This window comes from Marinicellulosiphila megalodicopiae, from assembly GCF_045862395.1.
Taxonomy (GTDB): Bacteria; Pseudomonadota; Gammaproteobacteria; order Pseudomonadales; family Natronospirillaceae; genus Marinicellulosiphila; species Marinicellulosiphila megalodicopiae.
The window spans coordinates 874,290-890,747 of record NZ_AP023087.1; the positions used below are offsets into that span (position 1 = coordinate 874,290).

General features: G+C 37.2%; 19 protein-coding genes. 7 read left to right on the plus strand and 12 right to left on the minus strand.

What is annotated here, in order from left to right; translation table 11 throughout:
* Positions 1 to 17: 17 nt before the first annotated feature.
* Both TYM08_RS03625 and TYM08_RS03630 read right to left on the minus strand, forming a co-directional pair.
* Complete coding sequence (locus TYM08_RS03625; RefSeq protein ID WP_422381609.1) at positions 18 to 1,715, minus strand: PglL family O-oligosaccharyltransferase; 1,698 nt, start codon at positions 1,713 to 1,715, stop codon at positions 18 to 20.
* Positions 1,716 to 1,760: 45 nt separating this feature from the next.
* Positions 1,761 to 2,186, minus strand: coding sequence for a pilin (locus TYM08_RS03630; protein ID WP_422381610.1), 426 nt, complete (start codon positions 2,184 to 2,186; stop codon positions 1,761 to 1,763).
* 273 nt (positions 2,187 to 2,459) lie between these two features.
* Here TYM08_RS03630 and TYM08_RS03635 point away from each other — a divergent pair, with 273 nt between their 5' ends.
* From TYM08_RS03635 to TYM08_RS03645, 3 genes are read left to right on the plus strand one after another with little or no spacing between them, the layout of a single operon-like run.
* On the plus strand, positions 2,460 to 3,686 hold the full coding sequence (locus TYM08_RS03635; RefSeq protein ID WP_422381611.1) for a hypothetical protein: 1,227 nt from the start codon (positions 2,460 to 2,462) through the stop codon (positions 3,684 to 3,686).
* Positions 3,676 to 4,371, plus strand: coding sequence for an OmpA/MotB family protein (locus TYM08_RS03640; protein ID WP_422381612.1), 696 nt, complete (start codon positions 3,676 to 3,678; stop codon positions 4,369 to 4,371). Before TYM08_RS03635 ends, TYM08_RS03640 begins: the two co-directional genes overlap by 11 nt.
* Positions 4,368 to 4,844, plus strand: coding sequence for a hypothetical protein (locus TYM08_RS03645; protein WP_422381613.1), 477 nt, complete (start codon positions 4,368 to 4,370; stop codon positions 4,842 to 4,844). The genes TYM08_RS03640 and TYM08_RS03645 overlap by 4 nt, the downstream gene beginning before the upstream one ends.
* Here TYM08_RS03645 and TYM08_RS03650 read toward each other — a convergent pair.
* The 4 genes from TYM08_RS03650 to purM are packed head-to-tail and all read right to left on the minus strand — an operon-like array spanning position 4,841 to position 7,738.
* On the minus strand, positions 4,841 to 5,305 hold the full coding sequence (locus TYM08_RS03650) for a deoxycytidylate deaminase (protein WP_422381614.1): 465 nt from the start codon (positions 5,303 to 5,305) through the stop codon (positions 4,841 to 4,843). The genes TYM08_RS03645 and TYM08_RS03650 overlap by 4 nt on opposite strands.
* 10 nt (positions 5,306 to 5,315) lie before the next feature.
* Positions 5,316 to 6,023 carry a DUF3108 domain-containing protein gene (locus TYM08_RS03655; RefSeq protein ID WP_422381615.1) on the minus strand — a complete coding sequence of 236 codons (708 nt, stop codon included), beginning with the start codon at positions 6,021 to 6,023 and terminating at the stop codon, positions 5,316 to 5,318.
* A 30-nt stretch (positions 6,024 to 6,053) separates the two neighbouring features.
* Entirely contained in the window at positions 6,054 to 6,707 is a 654-nt protein-coding gene (gene purN / locus TYM08_RS03660; protein ID WP_422381616.1) for a phosphoribosylglycinamide formyltransferase, read from the minus strand.
* The gene (purM, locus tag TYM08_RS03665; RefSeq protein WP_422381617.1) at positions 6,704 to 7,738 is read right to left on the minus strand and encodes a phosphoribosylformylglycinamidine cyclo-ligase; all 1,035 of its coding nucleotides are present in this window, start codon (positions 7,736 to 7,738) and stop codon (positions 6,704 to 6,706) included. The genes purN and purM overlap by 4 nt, the downstream gene beginning before the upstream one ends.
* Before the next feature lie 179 nt (positions 7,739 to 7,917).
* On the opposite strand from purM, the gene TYM08_RS03670 reads away from it, so the two are divergent.
* From TYM08_RS03670 to hda, 3 genes are read left to right on the plus strand one after another with little or no spacing between them, the layout of a single operon-like run.
* Positions 7,918 to 9,186 (plus strand): DUF2066 domain-containing protein, encoded by a 1,269-nt coding sequence (locus tag TYM08_RS03670; protein ID WP_422381618.1) that lies wholly within the window; start codon positions 7,918 to 7,920, stop codon positions 9,184 to 9,186.
* Between the two features lie 11 nt (positions 9,187 to 9,197).
* Entirely contained in the window at positions 9,198 to 10,268 is a 1,071-nt protein-coding gene (locus TYM08_RS03675) for an AI-2E family transporter (protein WP_422381619.1), read from the plus strand.
* A complete protein-coding gene (gene hda, locus TYM08_RS03680; protein ID WP_422381620.1) occupies positions 10,261 to 10,971 on the plus strand; it encodes a DnaA regulatory inactivator Hda in 711 nt (236 codons plus the stop codon). The genes TYM08_RS03675 and hda overlap by 8 nt, the downstream gene beginning before the upstream one ends.
* Before the next feature lie 5 nt (positions 10,972 to 10,976).
* On the opposite strand, the gene TYM08_RS03685 is transcribed toward hda, so the two are convergent.
* Complete coding sequence (locus TYM08_RS03685; protein ID WP_422381621.1) at positions 10,977 to 11,324, minus strand: hypothetical protein; 348 nt, start codon at positions 11,322 to 11,324, stop codon at positions 10,977 to 10,979.
* 50 nt (positions 11,325 to 11,374) lie between these two features.
* A complete protein-coding gene (locus TYM08_RS03690; protein WP_422381622.1) occupies positions 11,375 to 12,589 on the minus strand; it encodes a pyridoxal phosphate-dependent aminotransferase in 1,215 nt (404 codons plus the stop codon).
* A gap of 81 nt (positions 12,590 to 12,670) precedes the next feature.
* On the opposite strand from TYM08_RS03690, the gene msrB reads away from it, so the two are divergent.
* Complete coding sequence (gene msrB / locus TYM08_RS03695) at positions 12,671 to 13,051, plus strand: peptide-methionine (R)-S-oxide reductase MsrB (protein ID WP_422381623.1); 381 nt, start codon at positions 12,671 to 12,673, stop codon at positions 13,049 to 13,051.
* On the opposite strand, the gene TYM08_RS03700 is transcribed toward msrB, so the two are convergent.
* The 4 genes from TYM08_RS03700 to rpsA form a co-directional block, all read right to left on the minus strand.
* On the minus strand, positions 13,048 to 13,824 hold the full coding sequence (locus TYM08_RS03700) for a hypothetical protein (protein ID WP_422381624.1): 777 nt from the start codon (positions 13,822 to 13,824) through the stop codon (positions 13,048 to 13,050). The two genes, msrB and TYM08_RS03700, sit on opposite strands and share 4 nt — an antisense overlap.
* A 51-nt stretch (positions 13,825 to 13,875) precedes the next feature.
* The gene (locus TYM08_RS03705) at positions 13,876 to 14,121 is read right to left on the minus strand and encodes a LapA family protein (RefSeq protein WP_422381625.1); all 246 of its coding nucleotides are present in this window, start codon (positions 14,119 to 14,121) and stop codon (positions 13,876 to 13,878) included.
* 8 nt (positions 14,122 to 14,129) lie between these two features.
* Positions 14,130 to 14,420 (minus strand): integration host factor subunit beta, encoded by a 291-nt coding sequence (gene ihfB, locus TYM08_RS03710; protein ID WP_422381626.1) that lies wholly within the window; start codon positions 14,418 to 14,420, stop codon positions 14,130 to 14,132.
* A gap of 229 nt (positions 14,421 to 14,649) precedes the next feature.
* The gene (gene rpsA / locus TYM08_RS03715) at positions 14,650 to 16,326 is read right to left on the minus strand and encodes a 30S ribosomal protein S1 (RefSeq protein ID WP_422381627.1); all 1,677 of its coding nucleotides are present in this window, start codon (positions 16,324 to 16,326) and stop codon (positions 14,650 to 14,652) included.
* Between the last annotated feature and the right edge of the window lie 132 nt (positions 16,327 to 16,458).

The following is a 16,458-nucleotide window of genomic DNA, read 5'->3' on the forward strand; positions in this document are numbered from 1 at the left end:
TGTGTTAAATCACCTTTTTATTCAATTAAATTGTAGTTTGGGATTAATTCTTCGTAGTTAGATCTATCTTTGAAGAATGGATTGTGTGTATAGAGAGTTTTTGCGTAGTTGAATATTTCCTCTGCAGATTTAAAATCTTCTAGATTATGTAGAGTTTGGATAATTTGTAAATATATTTTGGGGTGTGGTTTTCTTTTGCAAAACTCCAATGCATCCTCGATGGCTCTTAGTTTTTGCTCTGTAGATTGCATACGATTTGCATAATGTAAATTTGAGGAGATGTGCAATAAAGTTATTTCATCGTCATGGGAGAATGGATTAATGACCTTGCTCGAATATGAAAGATCATCCCCGCCATATTTATACATTTCTTTATATATAAAAAATGAGTGTAATGCGGAGGAAAAATATAAAAAGCTAATAAGAATAATTGTAAATGTAGGTAGGTTTAAATGTTTAATGGAGTTATTTTTGTATGTGTAGACTCTTAGTGGTTCGCAAAATAAAAATAAAATAATAATAAATGTTATGAAATATGCTGTAGATGTATACATTGGAAGTTCAAGCATTGAGTGAATTCCAATAGGTGTAATAATAGCGAGGCGACCAATTGATTCGATTTTATTGAATGTGAAATTTTTATAAATAATCCAGCTGAAAAATGCAACTATAGGCAGAGTGGCAAATAGGCCACCTTGAACTAACCAAAATAATAACTCATTATGAGGATGTGTAAGATGTGGAGAGATATGGGAGATATATCCAGAATTTAATGAATTTTGAACAAAGCTGCTTGCGAAACTTCCTTCAAATCCTCCGATGCCCCAACCAAAAAAAGGTTTCTCTATAAACATATTTAGTGCATGTGTCCAATCTAGTTCCCTCATCCCAAAGGATTGTAGGGTTTCAATTGATCTTGGGATTGTTTGATTTTCGATTGTGATGAATAACTGTGCTAAACCAAGTATTATTCCAGTAAAAAAACTAAGTGTAATAATGCCTTTTAGTCTTTTTGTTAATCCTAAGTAAATAATAATTAATAATGAGGAAATAATAAAAGAAATAAGCCCTAATCGTGAAAAAGTTAATAATATTGTGCTTGGGCCAATTAGTGTGATTAAAAATAATGGAAAATTAATTAATTTTGAAGTTGAATTTTTGTAAAAATATAATGACAACGAAATACCAATCATAGCAAAAGATGCAAGAATATTTGGTTGTCTAAAAAAACCTATAGGTCTGTTATTGTTGGATGTGAAAAACCAATCAAAATCTAAAGGATAGTAATATTGGAGTAAACCATAAATGCAATTCAACGTTGCTAAAATAATGATAGGGTAAATTAAGATAAAACGATTTAAATTTAATTGCTGTAACGATATTAGGAAAAACAAGCCATATGTAACCCCAGAAATTAAAATAAATCCGCTTTGTTTAAATTCGCTAAATCCAACTAAAATAAATAACCAAAGTAATAGTAGGGCGCCATATATATTGGAGAAATTGTAAAAAAATAGATTTTTTTTAACTGAATACCATATGCCGATAAAAGCTAGAATTGAAAACGGTATCCACGAAATTGCATTATTGGATATGTTTAATCCAACCCCTCCGTTATCTGGTATTATTAGTACTTCACCTAATATTATTGCTGCAAATACAAGTATATAGGTTGATGTCTTGAAAGGGGTTGTTGTCAATTTATTCTCATCCAAAAAAAAGCACCTCTACTGAGGTGCTTTGTTTAAAAGTGTTTATATCTATTGTACGTTTGATCCTGCACCAGCTTTACACTGATCTACAGTCGCAGCAGTTGTACCTGATGGGACGCTTGCGGTGTATGTAACTCTACCACTTGCAACTGCCCCAGTTATAATGCATACGCCGTCGTTATATGAAAAGCTAGGCGTTCCACCCAATGCAAAAGCAGCTGTTTTTGTTATTCCATCTGAAGGTGTTGCCGAAATTGTTGAAATTTCTGAGTTTAAAGTATCACAGCCAGTGCCCGCTTGTACGCATGTTAATACTTTAGTTTCATAGTTAGCTACACCTTTTAATGCTGCAGCGCCATGAGATTCAGCAACATATTCGCTGTATGCTGGGATAGCGAATGCAGCCAAAATACCGATAATCGCAACAACGATCATTAATTCAATTAGTGTGAAACCTTGTTGATTCGTTTTCATAATATACTCTCCACGAGTTAAGTTGATTTAGTCTGCTTTTCTTTCTGTTTAAGTAGCAGAGTTGTAATTCATATTGCATCTGGCGTGCCAACTTTTAAAAGTCACGTTTTTCGGTGGGTTTTGTTCATATTTGATTCATTTGTGATGCAGTCGTGCTGATTAATTGGGTTTAAATGTGACCATTTTTGTCAGGTATGAATGTTTGGTGTCGCTTATGCGTAATTACAAAAGTGAACTACACTGATAAAAATGGTTACACTTGGGTACGCTGCATTGCAATTTTCATTGATTAGTATGGTTTTGATGTCGTTAATCGCTGGGTTAACGGTTATGTTTCATCTGTTTAAGTTTTCTTACAAAACGGTACAGGTGGCGCCTTCTATTTTAACGAGCTTGGGCGTGTTTGGTACGTTTTTGGGTGTGGCGTTAGGTTTGAGCGGATTTGATACGGCTAATATTGAGCAATCGGTTCCCAGTTTAATTGAAGGATTAAAAACAGCTTTTTGGACTTCAATCATCGGGATTTTTGGTGCGATCTCAATTAAAGTGCGGTTTTCTATTGCGCATATTCATCAATCAGATGTGGTCGAACAATCTGAATTAACCCAAATCACACAATTATTAACTGCATGGATGGAAAAAGATAACACTCAAGCGCAACAGGTATTTTTTGATAATACTCATCAGCAATTAGACGCAATCACGCAATCTCTTGGGCAGTACCAAGAAAAAATGGTTGAAGCCACAACTGAGGCATTGATCGATGCGCTTCGTCAAATTATGCATGATTTCAATACGAAAATAGATGAGCAATATGGACAAAATTTTAAAGCATTGCATGATGCAGTCGGTGAGATGCGTATTTGGCAGGCTGAAAACAAAGAGGCGATGCATGATTTAATACAGCATCATAAAAAGTCCGCAGATTTATCCAAACAATCGTTACAAACATTTGAAGATTTGGTCAGCCATTCGCAAGTATTTTCTACAGTGGCCAGTCAAATGGCCGGTGTTATGAGTGAATTGAATCAGCAAAGTGGTAAGTTATCGTCTTATTTAGAGCAATTGGCCAATGTTGTGGTGCAAGCAAGGGAAGGTTTGCCAGATTTAGAGGGTCGAATTGTATCTCTAACCACATCGTTAGAAAAAAACATCACCACACATCAACAGCAAATGAGTCAATTACTGAAACAGACCAGCGAAGATATCGTGCAAACCAGCGAATCTGTGCAGAATCAATTTTTAATGCTGAATGAAAAAACCCTAAATGGCATGTCGCAACATGTCGAAACCTTATTAAATCGAAATACCGAGCAAGTCGAAAAACTCGATGCTGCTCTTGAAAAAGAGCTGACTCAAGCCTTAAGAATCATGGGGTTTCAGCTTTCGAGTTTGTCTGAAAAATTTGTCAGTGACTACACGCCGTTAACGCAAAAATTACAGCTTTTACTCGAATCTACCGATGTGCAAAAAGTGAAGGGAAATCAACATGTCGCCTGATTTGTCACAAACTGAAGACGATAGCTGGAGCAGTTTGTCGGATTTAATGGCCGGGTTAATGATGGTGTTTTTGTTGATTGCCTTGGTGTTTATGGTCAATGTTGAGATTCAGCGTCATCAAATGAAGCAGGTAGCGGTTTTGTATGATCATGTCAGAGAGCAATTATATAACGAGTTAAAAATTGAGTTTGCTGATGATTTGCCTGTATGGGGCGCCATTATTCGAGAGGATTTATCCATTAGTTTTCAGCGTGAATCGTTAATGTTTGCTCATGGTTCAAGCGAGTTAAGTGTTGAGTTTGAACAAATTTTATTGGATTTTTTTCCCAGATATTTGAATATTTTATCTAAATCTGATTATAAGCCGCATATTGAAGAGGTGCGTATTGAGGGGCACACATCAGAAGGTTGGGGGGCTAAATCAAAAGATGAGGCGTATATTTTAAATATGTCGCTTTCGCAATCCCGTACAAAATCCGCTTTGGCATTTGTGCTAGCTTTGGATCAAGTTAAAAGTGAAAAGGCTTGGTTGATTGATAAACTCACTGCAAATGGATTGAGCTCATCTAAACCGATTTATGATAAAAACCACAATATTGATGAAGGGAAATCACGCAGAGTGGAGTTTAAAGTGCGTACCGATGCTGAACATGCAATCGCCACACTGTTGGATACATTAAAATGAAGCTGCCCGATTTTGAAAGTTTTGAACCGTTTAATGATTTACGCGAAAAAATGGGGGCAGAATTATGGACCATGGAAGAGTCCTTTGATGAAAGGTTACATATCTCGTTATATGAAAAATCTGTGTTAGATACGGATTATTTGCTGCTAAATATGAATCAGTTGGCCCGAGACGCGGATTATCGATTACGTTTTAAAAATGCGAACGTGGTGTTGTTGGAGGATTCTATTTTTCATTTAGCGGCGTGTTCCATCGTTGCAAAAAAAGAAGGCGAGCAAAAATTAAGCTGGAAAATAGATAATCAAAAAGTCTGTATCGATTGTTTGCATCAAATGAATTACGAAGGCGTGAATTTGCATAAAACACGAAGGCAAATTCACAATGAAAAAATATCCACTCAATTTAATCTTGAGCAATATTGGAAGAAAAATCCAAACTTTCCTCTTAAATCTCGTAAGATTACAATCTTTTAATACTGTTCTTCTTCATCTTCAATGACATCTAATATTACACCAGCTTTTTCAAACATATCGCGAGATTCTTGTGCTGCATGGTAGCGTTTTTCTGCGACAACCCGTTTGATACCGCAACTTATAATGAGCATTGCGCACACTCGACAAGGCTCCATTTTACAATAAAGTGTCGCATCTTGGAGGGATATTCCGTGCTTAGCTGCTTGGCATATTGCGTTTTGCTCGGCGTGGATAGTGCGCATGCAGTGCATTCTTTCTGTACCATCATCGTCGACTACTTTTTTCATTAAATGGCCAACTTCATCGCAGTGAGATAAACCAGGAGGAGAGCCGACATAACCGGTTGTGACAATTTGTTTGTCTTTTACAATGATGCAACCCGATCGGCCGCGATCGCATGTGGCGCGTTTGCCAATGGTTTGCATTAATTCAATGAAATAAGAATCCCAGGTTGGACGCATAATATACTCTTTAATAAGTGACGGATGTCGCAGTGACGCGAGATTGTAACGTGTTGGATTTGTAGGTTTCAAATTGCACGGGCAGATAATTCCAGCGTTTTGCAAACCATATCAAAACTTTGCTTGAGCCTCTTGTTTGTTCAACAATTAACGTCTCTAAAATGCCTGCTTTTGTAAACAGGGTTTCTTTATCGATGACTTTAAAATTGTATGCTTTGATTTTATCGCCGGCGACTAAATCTAATTTAAATTGGGTTTGGCCTTGTTGTAATAGCTTTTGAATCTGTAAGGGGTAGCTGACTTCATCAAATACTTGGGTGTTTAAGTCTAAAGTGTTTTGTTTGTCTTCAAAGAGCGTAGTGACGGTTTTATTTTGATAATCAAATTGAGCGTTGCGATGTGTTTTTTTCCAAAATGCACGATCGTCTTGTTGAATATAATAAGACTGAATGGTGTTTTCTATTTCAAAGAATTTTGCAAGTTGGTGCACTTCGGCAATTTTGATTTTAGTATCAACACGATAACACCAAAGATTTAACTCGATGTCTTGAGGGTTTGTGCATTGGTCAAGGTTGATAGTGCCATTGGCTTTGGCTTTAACGGGTTTGAAAGTTTGAGCAAATACTTGCATAGAAAACGATTTAAGCTCTACAGAGTCTGACTCGGCAAAGCTTAATGTCGATAAAAAAACGGATAATGCTAAAACAATAAAGCGCATCGATGTGCCTTTGATTAATGTTAAATAGCGTTAATTTAGCTCAAAACCCTCAGGGTTTAAAACTTTATCATCTAAAACGGTTTGGTTGTTGTTCATTTTTAAACGGCCATTTAAAAACCAGTCTATCGCCATTGGATAAATGATATGCTCTTTTTTTAGTACTTTTTTAGCTAATGACTCTTCAGTTTCGCCTGTTTCAATGGCAACTTTTGCTTGAATAATATTTGGCCCACCATCAAGTTCAGCCGTTACAAAATGTACAGTCACACCAGCAAACGTTTCATTTGCTTCAATTGCGCGCTTGTGGGTGTGTAAACCTTGAAATTTTGGCAATAAAGATGGGTGAATATTTAGCATCTTGCCTAAATAATGCTCAGTAAAACCAGCGGTTAAAATTCGCATGAACCCGGCTAAAACAACTAAATGAGGATTGTAAACATCAATTTGGGTTTGTAGGTGGGCATCAAAACTTTCTCTTGAATCAAACGCTTTATGATCCACCACTTGAGTAGGGATGCCTGCTTGTTTAGCTCGCTCCAATCCAAATGCATCGGCTTTGTTACTAATCACGCAGGCAATCTCGCATTTAAGATTACCCTGTGTGACTTGATCAATGATCGCTTGTAAATTAGAGCCGCTGCCTGAAAGTAAAACAACGACTTTAGTTAAAGCAGTTTGACTCATTTCATGTCGACCTGAGCTTCATCGCCATTACGTGCGGCAATGCTGCCCACTACAAACGCTTCTTCGCCTTGAGCGTTTAAGAAATCAACGGCTTGTTGTGCTTGATCGCTTTCAACCGCTAGAACCATACCAACGCCACAGTTAAATGTACGGTACATTTCAGTTTGGTTGATGTTGCCGTTGGTTTGTAACCAGTTAAATACAGCCGGAATTTCCCAAGATGTTGTATCAATAATTGCTTTGCAATCTGATGGTAATACACGAGGGATATTTTCTAAGAAGCCGCCGCCAGTAATGTGGCTTAATGCGTAAACAGGCACTTCTTTGAATAATGCTAATAACGATTTAACGTAAATTTTAGTCGGCGCCATTAATGCGTCTGCTAATACTTTGCCATCTGGAAGGGTTTGTTGTAAATCGGCTTTAGATACTTCGATTACTTTACGCACTAACGAGTAACCGTTTGAGTGAGGACCTGAAGATTTAAGGGCAATTAACGTTTGGCCTGCTTTTACTTTTGTGCCATCAATGATGTCTGCTTTTTCAACAACACCGGTACAAAAACCAGCTACATCGTAGTCATCGCCTTCATACATGCCTGGCATTTCAGCAGTCTCGCCGCCAACTAATGCGCAACCAGATTGAATACAACCTTCAGCAATGCCTTTTACAACATCAGTAGCTACATTAATGTCTAATTTGCCAGTAGCGTAATAATCTAAAAAATACAAAGGCTCAGCACCTGCAACGATTAAATCATTTACACACATAGCCACTAAGTCAATGCCGATTGTGTCGTGTTTTTTTAGATCAATAGCAAGGCGTAGTTTCGTACCAACGCCGTCAGTGCCTGACACTAAAACTGGCTGCTTGTAACCAGCAGGAATTTCACAAAGCGCGCCGAAACCACCAATGCCGCCTAATACTTCTGGGCGAGTGGTGCGTTTTACTGCAGATTTGATGTTTTCAACTAACGCGTTTCCAGCGTCGATATCAACACCAGCGTCTTTGTAGCTTAGAGAGTCAGACATAATGAATACCTAAAGATCGAGGGATAATAAAAGCCGCGCATTGTACCAGAGCAAGAAACAAACAAAAATGAAAAATTGTAAACGAAACGGCTAATTTACTTAATATTTGATGAACTGATATTGCATAAATTGGTCTTGGTCGTCATGTAGGTATTTTAACTCTTAAAAGCAGGCAGACAATGCAGTACAATGCAGCGTTTAAAATCTATGATGCACATGTTATGAAAACACTGTTTAAATTTTTTATTTTGATATTTGTAATATTCCAAGTAAATATCGCTGCAGCCGTGCAACAAGTGGATATTTACACGCAATCTGTACTCATCGAAAAAAATGCCAGTGCGACTCGGGTGAATGAAATTCGTATGCAAGCTTTGCTACAAGCATTACAAGCGGCTACCTTAAAAACTGACATTGAGCGATCTTCAATCATTCAAAGCGGCCTGAAACTGCATAAACAATATATTTTGTCAGAAAAGGTAAGAGCGTCAGATGAAGTGTTCACTTCTGTTATCGGTCAACAAATATCAATGGTTGAGTTAGTGATCGCATTTGATTCTAAAAAAGTGAATCAATTATTGCTTAAAGCTAATCTGTCAACATTAGATGCAAAGCGACCGGAAACCTTAGCTGTAATACTTGTGCAAAATAAAGACGGCACAACCAAAATCATGTCAAGAGATGACTTATATGAAGAGTTAACGGATGGTGTTGCAAGTTCAACTGATGTGATTTCTGCGCAACAGATGCAAGATAGACAGTTTTTGGAAAATAATATTGAAGGCGGATTGCCAGGCGCACAAACTTCAGTAAATGATCAAATGGTGTTTTATCCTCAAATATTACAAACAATGGAGCGTGAAGCGGCAGCTTTAAAATTACCCATTGTTTGGCCAATGATGGATCCGCAGGATCTCTTTTTCTTTAATCAAGGGGACTTTTGGCAGGTTAATAAAGAAAGTATTTTAGGATTTGCAAAACGATATAAAACTCAAGTTGTGCTTATTGCTCGAATCAAAGAACATGATGATGGCCGATTTATTGGGGAGTGGAATGTTTTGGATCTTGGTCGACCAAATGTTCAATATTATTCAACATTAGAATCATTCAGCTTAGCAGGACTCAAGCAGTTATCTCAAGCAATCATGCAGCAATATGGCATTAACCCAAATGATAAAAAAGATGAACAGGTTTTGATAAGAATGAAAAATGTGACAAGCATTTTTCAGTTTCATCAAAACGAAGTGTATTTGAAGCAGCTATCAGGTGTTCAAAGCGTGACAGCATTAAATGTTGATAACCAGGAAGTTAACTATTTGCTTCAGTTAAATGTCAGTCAGAAGCAATTTTTAACGAATTTACAATTAAATGAGAATATTGATTTTCTAATAGAGGATGAATTACGACGACCAGTACTTGTGGATGTTGTGATAAATGACTTTGAATAAAGGATAGGACAATGACAGATTCCAAAAAATGGTTTTATATTTTAACCGCTTGCTTAATTTTATTTTTCTTTTATATGCTTTCCCCAATCTTAATGCCTTTTTTAACGGCGATGTTATTGGCTTATATTGGTGACCCAGTTGTAGATAGATTGGAGAAAAAATTCAGCCGCACAATTTCTGTTACGATTACATTTGCAACATTAAGTGTGGTGTTTTTGATTGTTGGATTAATTTGTGTCCCGATTTTATTGCGTCAAATTGATGAGTTAATTTCCACGATTCCAGAATTATTAATTTGGGGGCAGGAAATTTTTCTACCTTGGATCAGTGAAAAAACGGGAGTTGACACCACTACTTTGTCGTTAACTCAATTATCTAAAGAATTGGATTTAGGTAAAACTTCAAATGTATTAGCAAAAATATTAGGGTCCATCGGGTCATCTACTTTGCAAATTGCAGGTGTACTTGGGAATTTATTTCTAATTCCAGTAGTGACATTTTATTTATTACGAGATTGGGATGTTTTAGTGGCAAAAATAGCTCACTTAATTCCACGAGCTTATTTTCCAACCACCCAATCAATTACGCTTGAGTGTCATGAAACTCTTGGTGCATTTTTAAAAGGGCAATTAATTGTGATGTGTGCTCTTGGTGCTATTTACAGTTTAGGGTTAATGGTCATTGGGGTTAAATTCGGATTGATTATTGGTGTGATAGCGGGGCTTGCATCCATTGTGCCTTATATGGGATTAGTAGTGGGATTAGGTATTGCGTTAATCAGTGCTTTTTTTCAATTCGACTCTTATTTGCCTTTAGTGTTTGTGTTAGCTGTTTTTGTGGTTGGCCAGCTATTGGAAGGTACGGTTTTAACGCCATTATTAGTAGGTGATAAAATTGGTTTGCATCCTGTTGCTGTCATCTTTGCTGTTTTAGCTGGTGGGCAGATTTTTGGATTTGTTGGGATTTTATTAGCGTTACCTATTGCCGCTATTATAATGGTGGTGTTGCGACGCATTCATTTAGATTATAAAGAGAGTGATTTTTATGATCGCTCCAAAAAGGCAGTAAAAAACGATGTCTAAGCAGTTATCGTTAGTTGATCAAATTCCATTGGGGGTGCAGATCGAAGAGCACTCTACTTTGGATACATTCCATATCGGATCAAATGAGCAAACCTATTGTTCATTAAGGCCATTTTTAATGGATGAAAAGCAATTAATGCTTTGTCTTTGGGGGCAAACTTTAAGTGGTGTGACGCATTTATTACAAGCGGTTACCCATTTGGGAATTCAATCAGGTAAACACTGCATTTACTTACCATTAAAAACAGTTAAAGATCATTCAAGTGAAATGTTAAATGCATTGGATCAATTTGATGTGGTGTGTTTGGATGATTTAGAAGATGTATTGGATCAAAGAGATTGGCAAGAAAGTTTGTTTAATTTAATTAATCGTTTTCGTGCAAGTAAAAAGAAATTAGTTGTTGGAATGAAACAGCATCCAGCACAGTTAGAGATTGAATTAAAAGATTTACGCTCTCGATTAAACTGGGGGTTGAGTTTGCAAATTCATGCTTTAAATGAACAAGATTTAAAGCAAGCATTACAAGAGAAAGCGCACCGTCAAGGTTTGTTGTTGTCTGATGAATTGGCAAATTATATTGTTTCTCGTGCGCCTAGAGATATTCGCTCTGTGTTAAATATTTTTGAAAAACTCGATCACGCATCATTAGTTGAACAAAAAAAATTGACTGTGATGTTTGCTAAAAAAGTAATGAATTGGTGATTTTGTTATTTTGTTGTCGCGATATCTAAAACTGGTTTAACGGCTTGCTCGATAGTATCAGAAGAACCTGATCTGATGGCTTTGCGAATATCAGTGATTGCAGTGGTTTGACCGTCTTCAGTAAACTTATTTAAGTTTTGAAATCCTTTTAATGTTAATACGCAGTGGTTGAATCCATTAAATCCATCTTGTGTGCTGTAACGAATAAATCCTTCTTTTTCTAAAAATAAAACAGTGCCAAAACATGACATGTACCTTTTTGAGTGCATGCCATATTCGTCTGTTTCATCTTCTGTACATATATCATCTAGCCATAGGGTATCTTCACGAGGGAACGTCGCGTGCAATTGCACAAAGATCCGGCTTAAGTCGTGGTAAAAATCGCATATATGAATATCAAACATTACTGGCGATACTTCTCAAAAAATCTAGCAATGCGTGTCATGGTAATGGTTAGTTCATCTGGAGATTGTAAAAATACTAATCGAAAATGATCCGGTGACGGCCAATTAAACCCTTTACCGTGAACCAACAGTACTTTTTCTTGAACCAATAAATCCAATACCATTTTTTCATCGTCTTGAATATTGAATTTCTCTCGATCCATTTTGACAAACATATAAAGCGCGCCTTTTGGTTTGACGCAGCTGATGCCATCTATTTTATTTAATTCTGACCATGCAATGTCTCTTTGAATACAAAGACGACCTGTAGGCATAACTAAATCTTCAATGGATTGGCGACCGCCAAGTGCGGTTTGAATTGCATGCTGTGCTGGAACGTTTGCACATAAACGCATTGACGATAAAATATTAAGGCCAGCTATAAAATCTTTTGCGTGTTTTTTAGGGCCGCTTATTACCATCCAACCTGAGCGATATCCAGCCAAGCGGTAATTTTTTGATAAACCGCCATATGTAATGATAAATACATCTTCACATAAACTTGCGATTGGGGTGTGTTTTACACCATCATATAAAATTTTATCGTAAATTTCGTCGGCTAAAATAATTAGGCCATATTCACGCGCTAATTCAATGATCTGTAATAATGTTTCGTCATCATACAGAGCGCCTGTTGGATTATTTGGGTTGATGATAACAATAGCGCGAGTACGATCTGTTATTTTTTTGCGAATATCATCAATGCATGGATACCATAGATTTTCCTCATCGCATAAATAATGTACTGCTTTACCGCCTGCTAAGTTTACTGAAGCCGTCCAAAGCGGGTAATCTGGCATTGGAATTAATATTTCATCTTCATTATTTAAAAGTGCCATAGTGGTTAGGCTAATTAATTCGCTCACACCATTTCCAAGATAAATATCTTCAATGGTGACACCTTCTACTTCTTTCTTTTGAAATTCTTGCATAACGGCTTTTCTTGCAGAATACAGGCCTTTAGATTCACAGTATCCTTCGGAATTTTGCAGATTTTTAATCACATCTGTGACAATTTCATCAGGTGCATTTAGGCCAAAATGAGCAGGTGAACCCACATTTAATTTCATGATACGATGGCCTTCGTCTTCAAGACGCTTGGCGGCATCCAATACAGGTCCACGAATGTCGTAACATACATTTGCTAACTTGTTGGATTTTTTTAATTCGTTCATGATTGCACCTTAAGGCCGTTTAGTAAAAGTACGCTATCATACTCTTTAATCGAAAACTCGAAAACCAATTTGGAGAAAATCGTGGATAAAGCGCTGTTAAAAGAGAAATTAAGTTCAATTGCATGGGAAGTGACTCAAAATAAATCTACTGAGCGTCCGTTTACAGGTGAATTTAATAACTTCACCGATGATGGTCAGTATAGTTGTATCTGCTGTGGTTCACTATTATTTGAATCAAGTACGAAATTTGATGCGGGTTGTGGGTGGCCGAGTTTTTATGAGGGTATTGATGGTGATGCAATTAAAAAAATCAGAGATACGTCTCATGGAATGATTCGAGATGAGGTTGTTTGTGCTCATTGTGATGCTCACTTGGGGCATGTATTTCCAGATGGGCCACAACCTACAGGTTTGCGTTATTGTATTAACTCTGCAAGTATTGATTTTAAAAAACAAGATTAATCATAATCTTGTTTTTGTTGCCAAGTATCTTGGTCGTCTTCTAAGGAGTCAAGTGACTGAGAAAGGCTGTTGTTGGCGAGTGAGGCTTGATTGCGTTCTGCGGTGTATTCGCGCCAAGTGGTTTGAATATCAGATATGAAATTATTTAATTCGATGCTGTGTTGTTTGAATTGATCTCGGTGTTTGCTTTTACTGATCGCCTCGATGGCTTTTTGGCTTTGGTTATGTGCTTCACGATATTTTTCAGCTTCCAAGTTTTGTTTGGCGTTATGAATATAAAAATCATAAATGGCTTCAAGCATCATTACTTCGATTTGTTCAATCAGACTTTCGGCCATTGAATTTGGAATGCGTTTTAATGTATAGCTGTCTTGGGTGTAGGAGTGAAGGGATTTTAAGGCGCTTCTATAAACATTGACCTTTGAGGGTTCGACTTCTGAGCTTTGTGACTGGGGATTATTTTTGAATTGTTGTCTTTGATTGATGATTAGTTGCATATCGCTTTGAAGGTATTCTTTTTGACTTGGGTGTATTTCGATGCATTGACGATACGCTGTAATTAAAGATTGAAAAACAAAGTCTCGTAATTCAACAGTCCAATATTTCCCTGGCAACGTGCGAAGTGTGTTTTGCAAGCGTTTGATTTGCGTAGTTAATTCTGCAATTTTTGCTTGCCTGGCCAGTTTTGTGCGATGTTTTCCTTGTGCAACTAACATTGCAATGAACATCCCTGCAAAAATAACAACGATGCAAATAGTGATTATGCTATTCATGAGCGTGTTTTAGTCTTTAAAGTTATATGTAAATTGAGTGTAGACTAAAAACTATTTTTTGGGAGGAGTGCGTTTTTTTCGAAGAAATAAAGGGCTGAGTACAATTAACGTTAGAGTAACGCCAAAAATAAATGCAATGAGTAGCCATACAAAAAGTGGGGCTTCAGGGCTTTTAAAATCTAAAAAAGATAAATTGATGGGTTGGGTATTTTCGCTGCTAAACCCTATCGCAATGCCAATAGCAGTGAAACATAAAAGGATTAGCCAGAATTTTAGTAATTTAAATAGTTTAATCATGGTGCGAATTATTGATCAATACTGGCGTTAACGCAATCCCTAAGTTCTTTACCTGGTTTAAAATGTGGTACAAACTTCCCATCTAAAATAACAGATTCGCCTGTTTTTGGGTTGCGCCCAGTTCTAGCGTTTCTATAATGCAGAGAAAAACTACCAAATCCGCGAATCTCAATGCGATCACCGTCGGCTAGGGTTTCGCTCATTGCATCAAGCATGATTTTAATCGCATGTTCGATGTCTTTAACAGAAAGTTGATCTTGTTTTTCAATTATTCGTTCTATTAATTCTGATTTTGTCATTATACTCTCCTGTAACCTTTTTCAGTTTGTCATGTAATTATGACATTTGAATGTAATGCTATAGGTTGTTTTTTGAACAGATTTATTCTAAGACTAAATCACAAGACAGTCAAACGCAAGTCCTTATTTTTAAAGGCCTTTTTTAAATATGGAATATTAATGGTTTGATTAATGACAGGCAAAAAAAAGCCGAGAATCAATCTCGGCTTTTTGTATGAATCAATAAAATTTATTTATTGTCCATTTGTTGCTTGATTAGGTCACCAATTGTAGTTGGGCCTTCAGCTTCAGCTTGTTTTTCGCGTAATTCTTTAACCGCTGATTTCTCATCATCAACATCTTTCGACTTGATAGATAAACCAATTACACGGTTTTTACGGTCAACGTTGATGATTTTAGCTTCAACTTCGTCGCCTTCTTTAAGAACGTTACGAGCATCTTCAACTTTATCTTGGCTGATTTCAGAAGCTTTTAATACAGCTTCTACTTCTTCAGCTAAAGTGATGATTGCGCCTTTCGCGTCAACTTCTTTAACGATACCTTTAACAATTGCGCCTTTGTCGTTTTCAGAAGCGAATTCTGCAAACGGATCAGAGTCTAATTGCTTGATACCTAAAGAAATACGTTCACGTTCAGAATCGATAGATAAGATAGTTGTTTCTAGCTCATCACCTTTCTTATAACGACGAACTGCTTCTTCACCAGATTCGTTCCAGCTGATATCAGACAGGTGAACTAAACCGTCGATGCCGCCTTCAAGACCTAAGAAGATACCGAAATCAGTGATCGATTTGATCTTACCTGACACTTTATCATTCTTCTCATACTTACCAGAGAAATCTTCCCATGGGTTAGTTTGAGTTTGTTTGATACCTAAAGAGATACGACGACGTTCTTCGTCAATATCAAGTACCATAACGCTGATTTCATCACCAACTTGTACCACTTTAGAAGGGTGGATGTTTTTGTTAGTCCAATCCATTTCTGAAACGTGAACTAAACCTTCAACACCAGTTTCTAACTCTGCGAAACAACCGTAGTCTGTTAAGTTAGTCACTTTAGCAACAACGTGCTTGTCTTCTGGGTAACGAGCTTTGATGTCTATCCAAGGATCTTCGCCTAATTGCTTAAGACCTAGTGATACACGATTACGCTCGCGATCAAACTTAAGAACTTTAACGTCTATCTCATCGCCAACTGCAACGATTTCGCTTGGGTGCTTGATGCGTTTCCAAGCCATATCAGTGATATGTAATAAACCATCAACACCACCAAGATCAACGAAAGCACCGTAGTCTGTAAGGTTCTTAACGATACCTTTAACTTCTTGACCTTCTTGAAGGTTAGAAAGTAATTCGTCACGTTCAACTGAGTTAGCTTGCTCAAGAACTGCACGACGAGATACAACAACGTTGTTACGTTTTTGATCAAGTTTGATTACTTTAAATTCTAACTCTTTGCCTTCTAGGTGAGTAGTTTCACGTACTGGGCGTACATCTACTAATGAACCAGGAAGGAACGCGCGGATTGCGTTAACTTCAACAGTGAAACCGCCTTTAACTTTACCGTTAATCACACCGATCACAACTTCTTCAGCGGTGAATACACGCTCAAGCTCTAACCAAGATTCAGCACGTTTCGCTTTTTCACGAGATAATTTGGTAGCACCAAATCCGTCTTCAACTGCTTCTAGTGATACTTTAACTTCATCACCAATTGCAACTTCGATCTCGCCTTTATCGTTTAGGAATTGCGCGCGTGGCACGATGCCTTCAGATTTAAGACCTGCGTGAATTGTTACCCAGTCGTTGTCGATATCAACAACAACACCTGTAACAATTGAACCCTGTTGCATGTCAGTGGTTTTTAAACTTTCTTCAAATAATTCAGCAAAATTCTCGCTCATTATTTTAATACCTAATAATGTGATTAACGGCTCAACGGTGTGAGCACTGCCGTATCCCAATCCATACGGGTCAACCTGAGTTATGCAACAAAATCTACGACTGGGCGTTTAAGTGATTATGCTGCGGTAAAA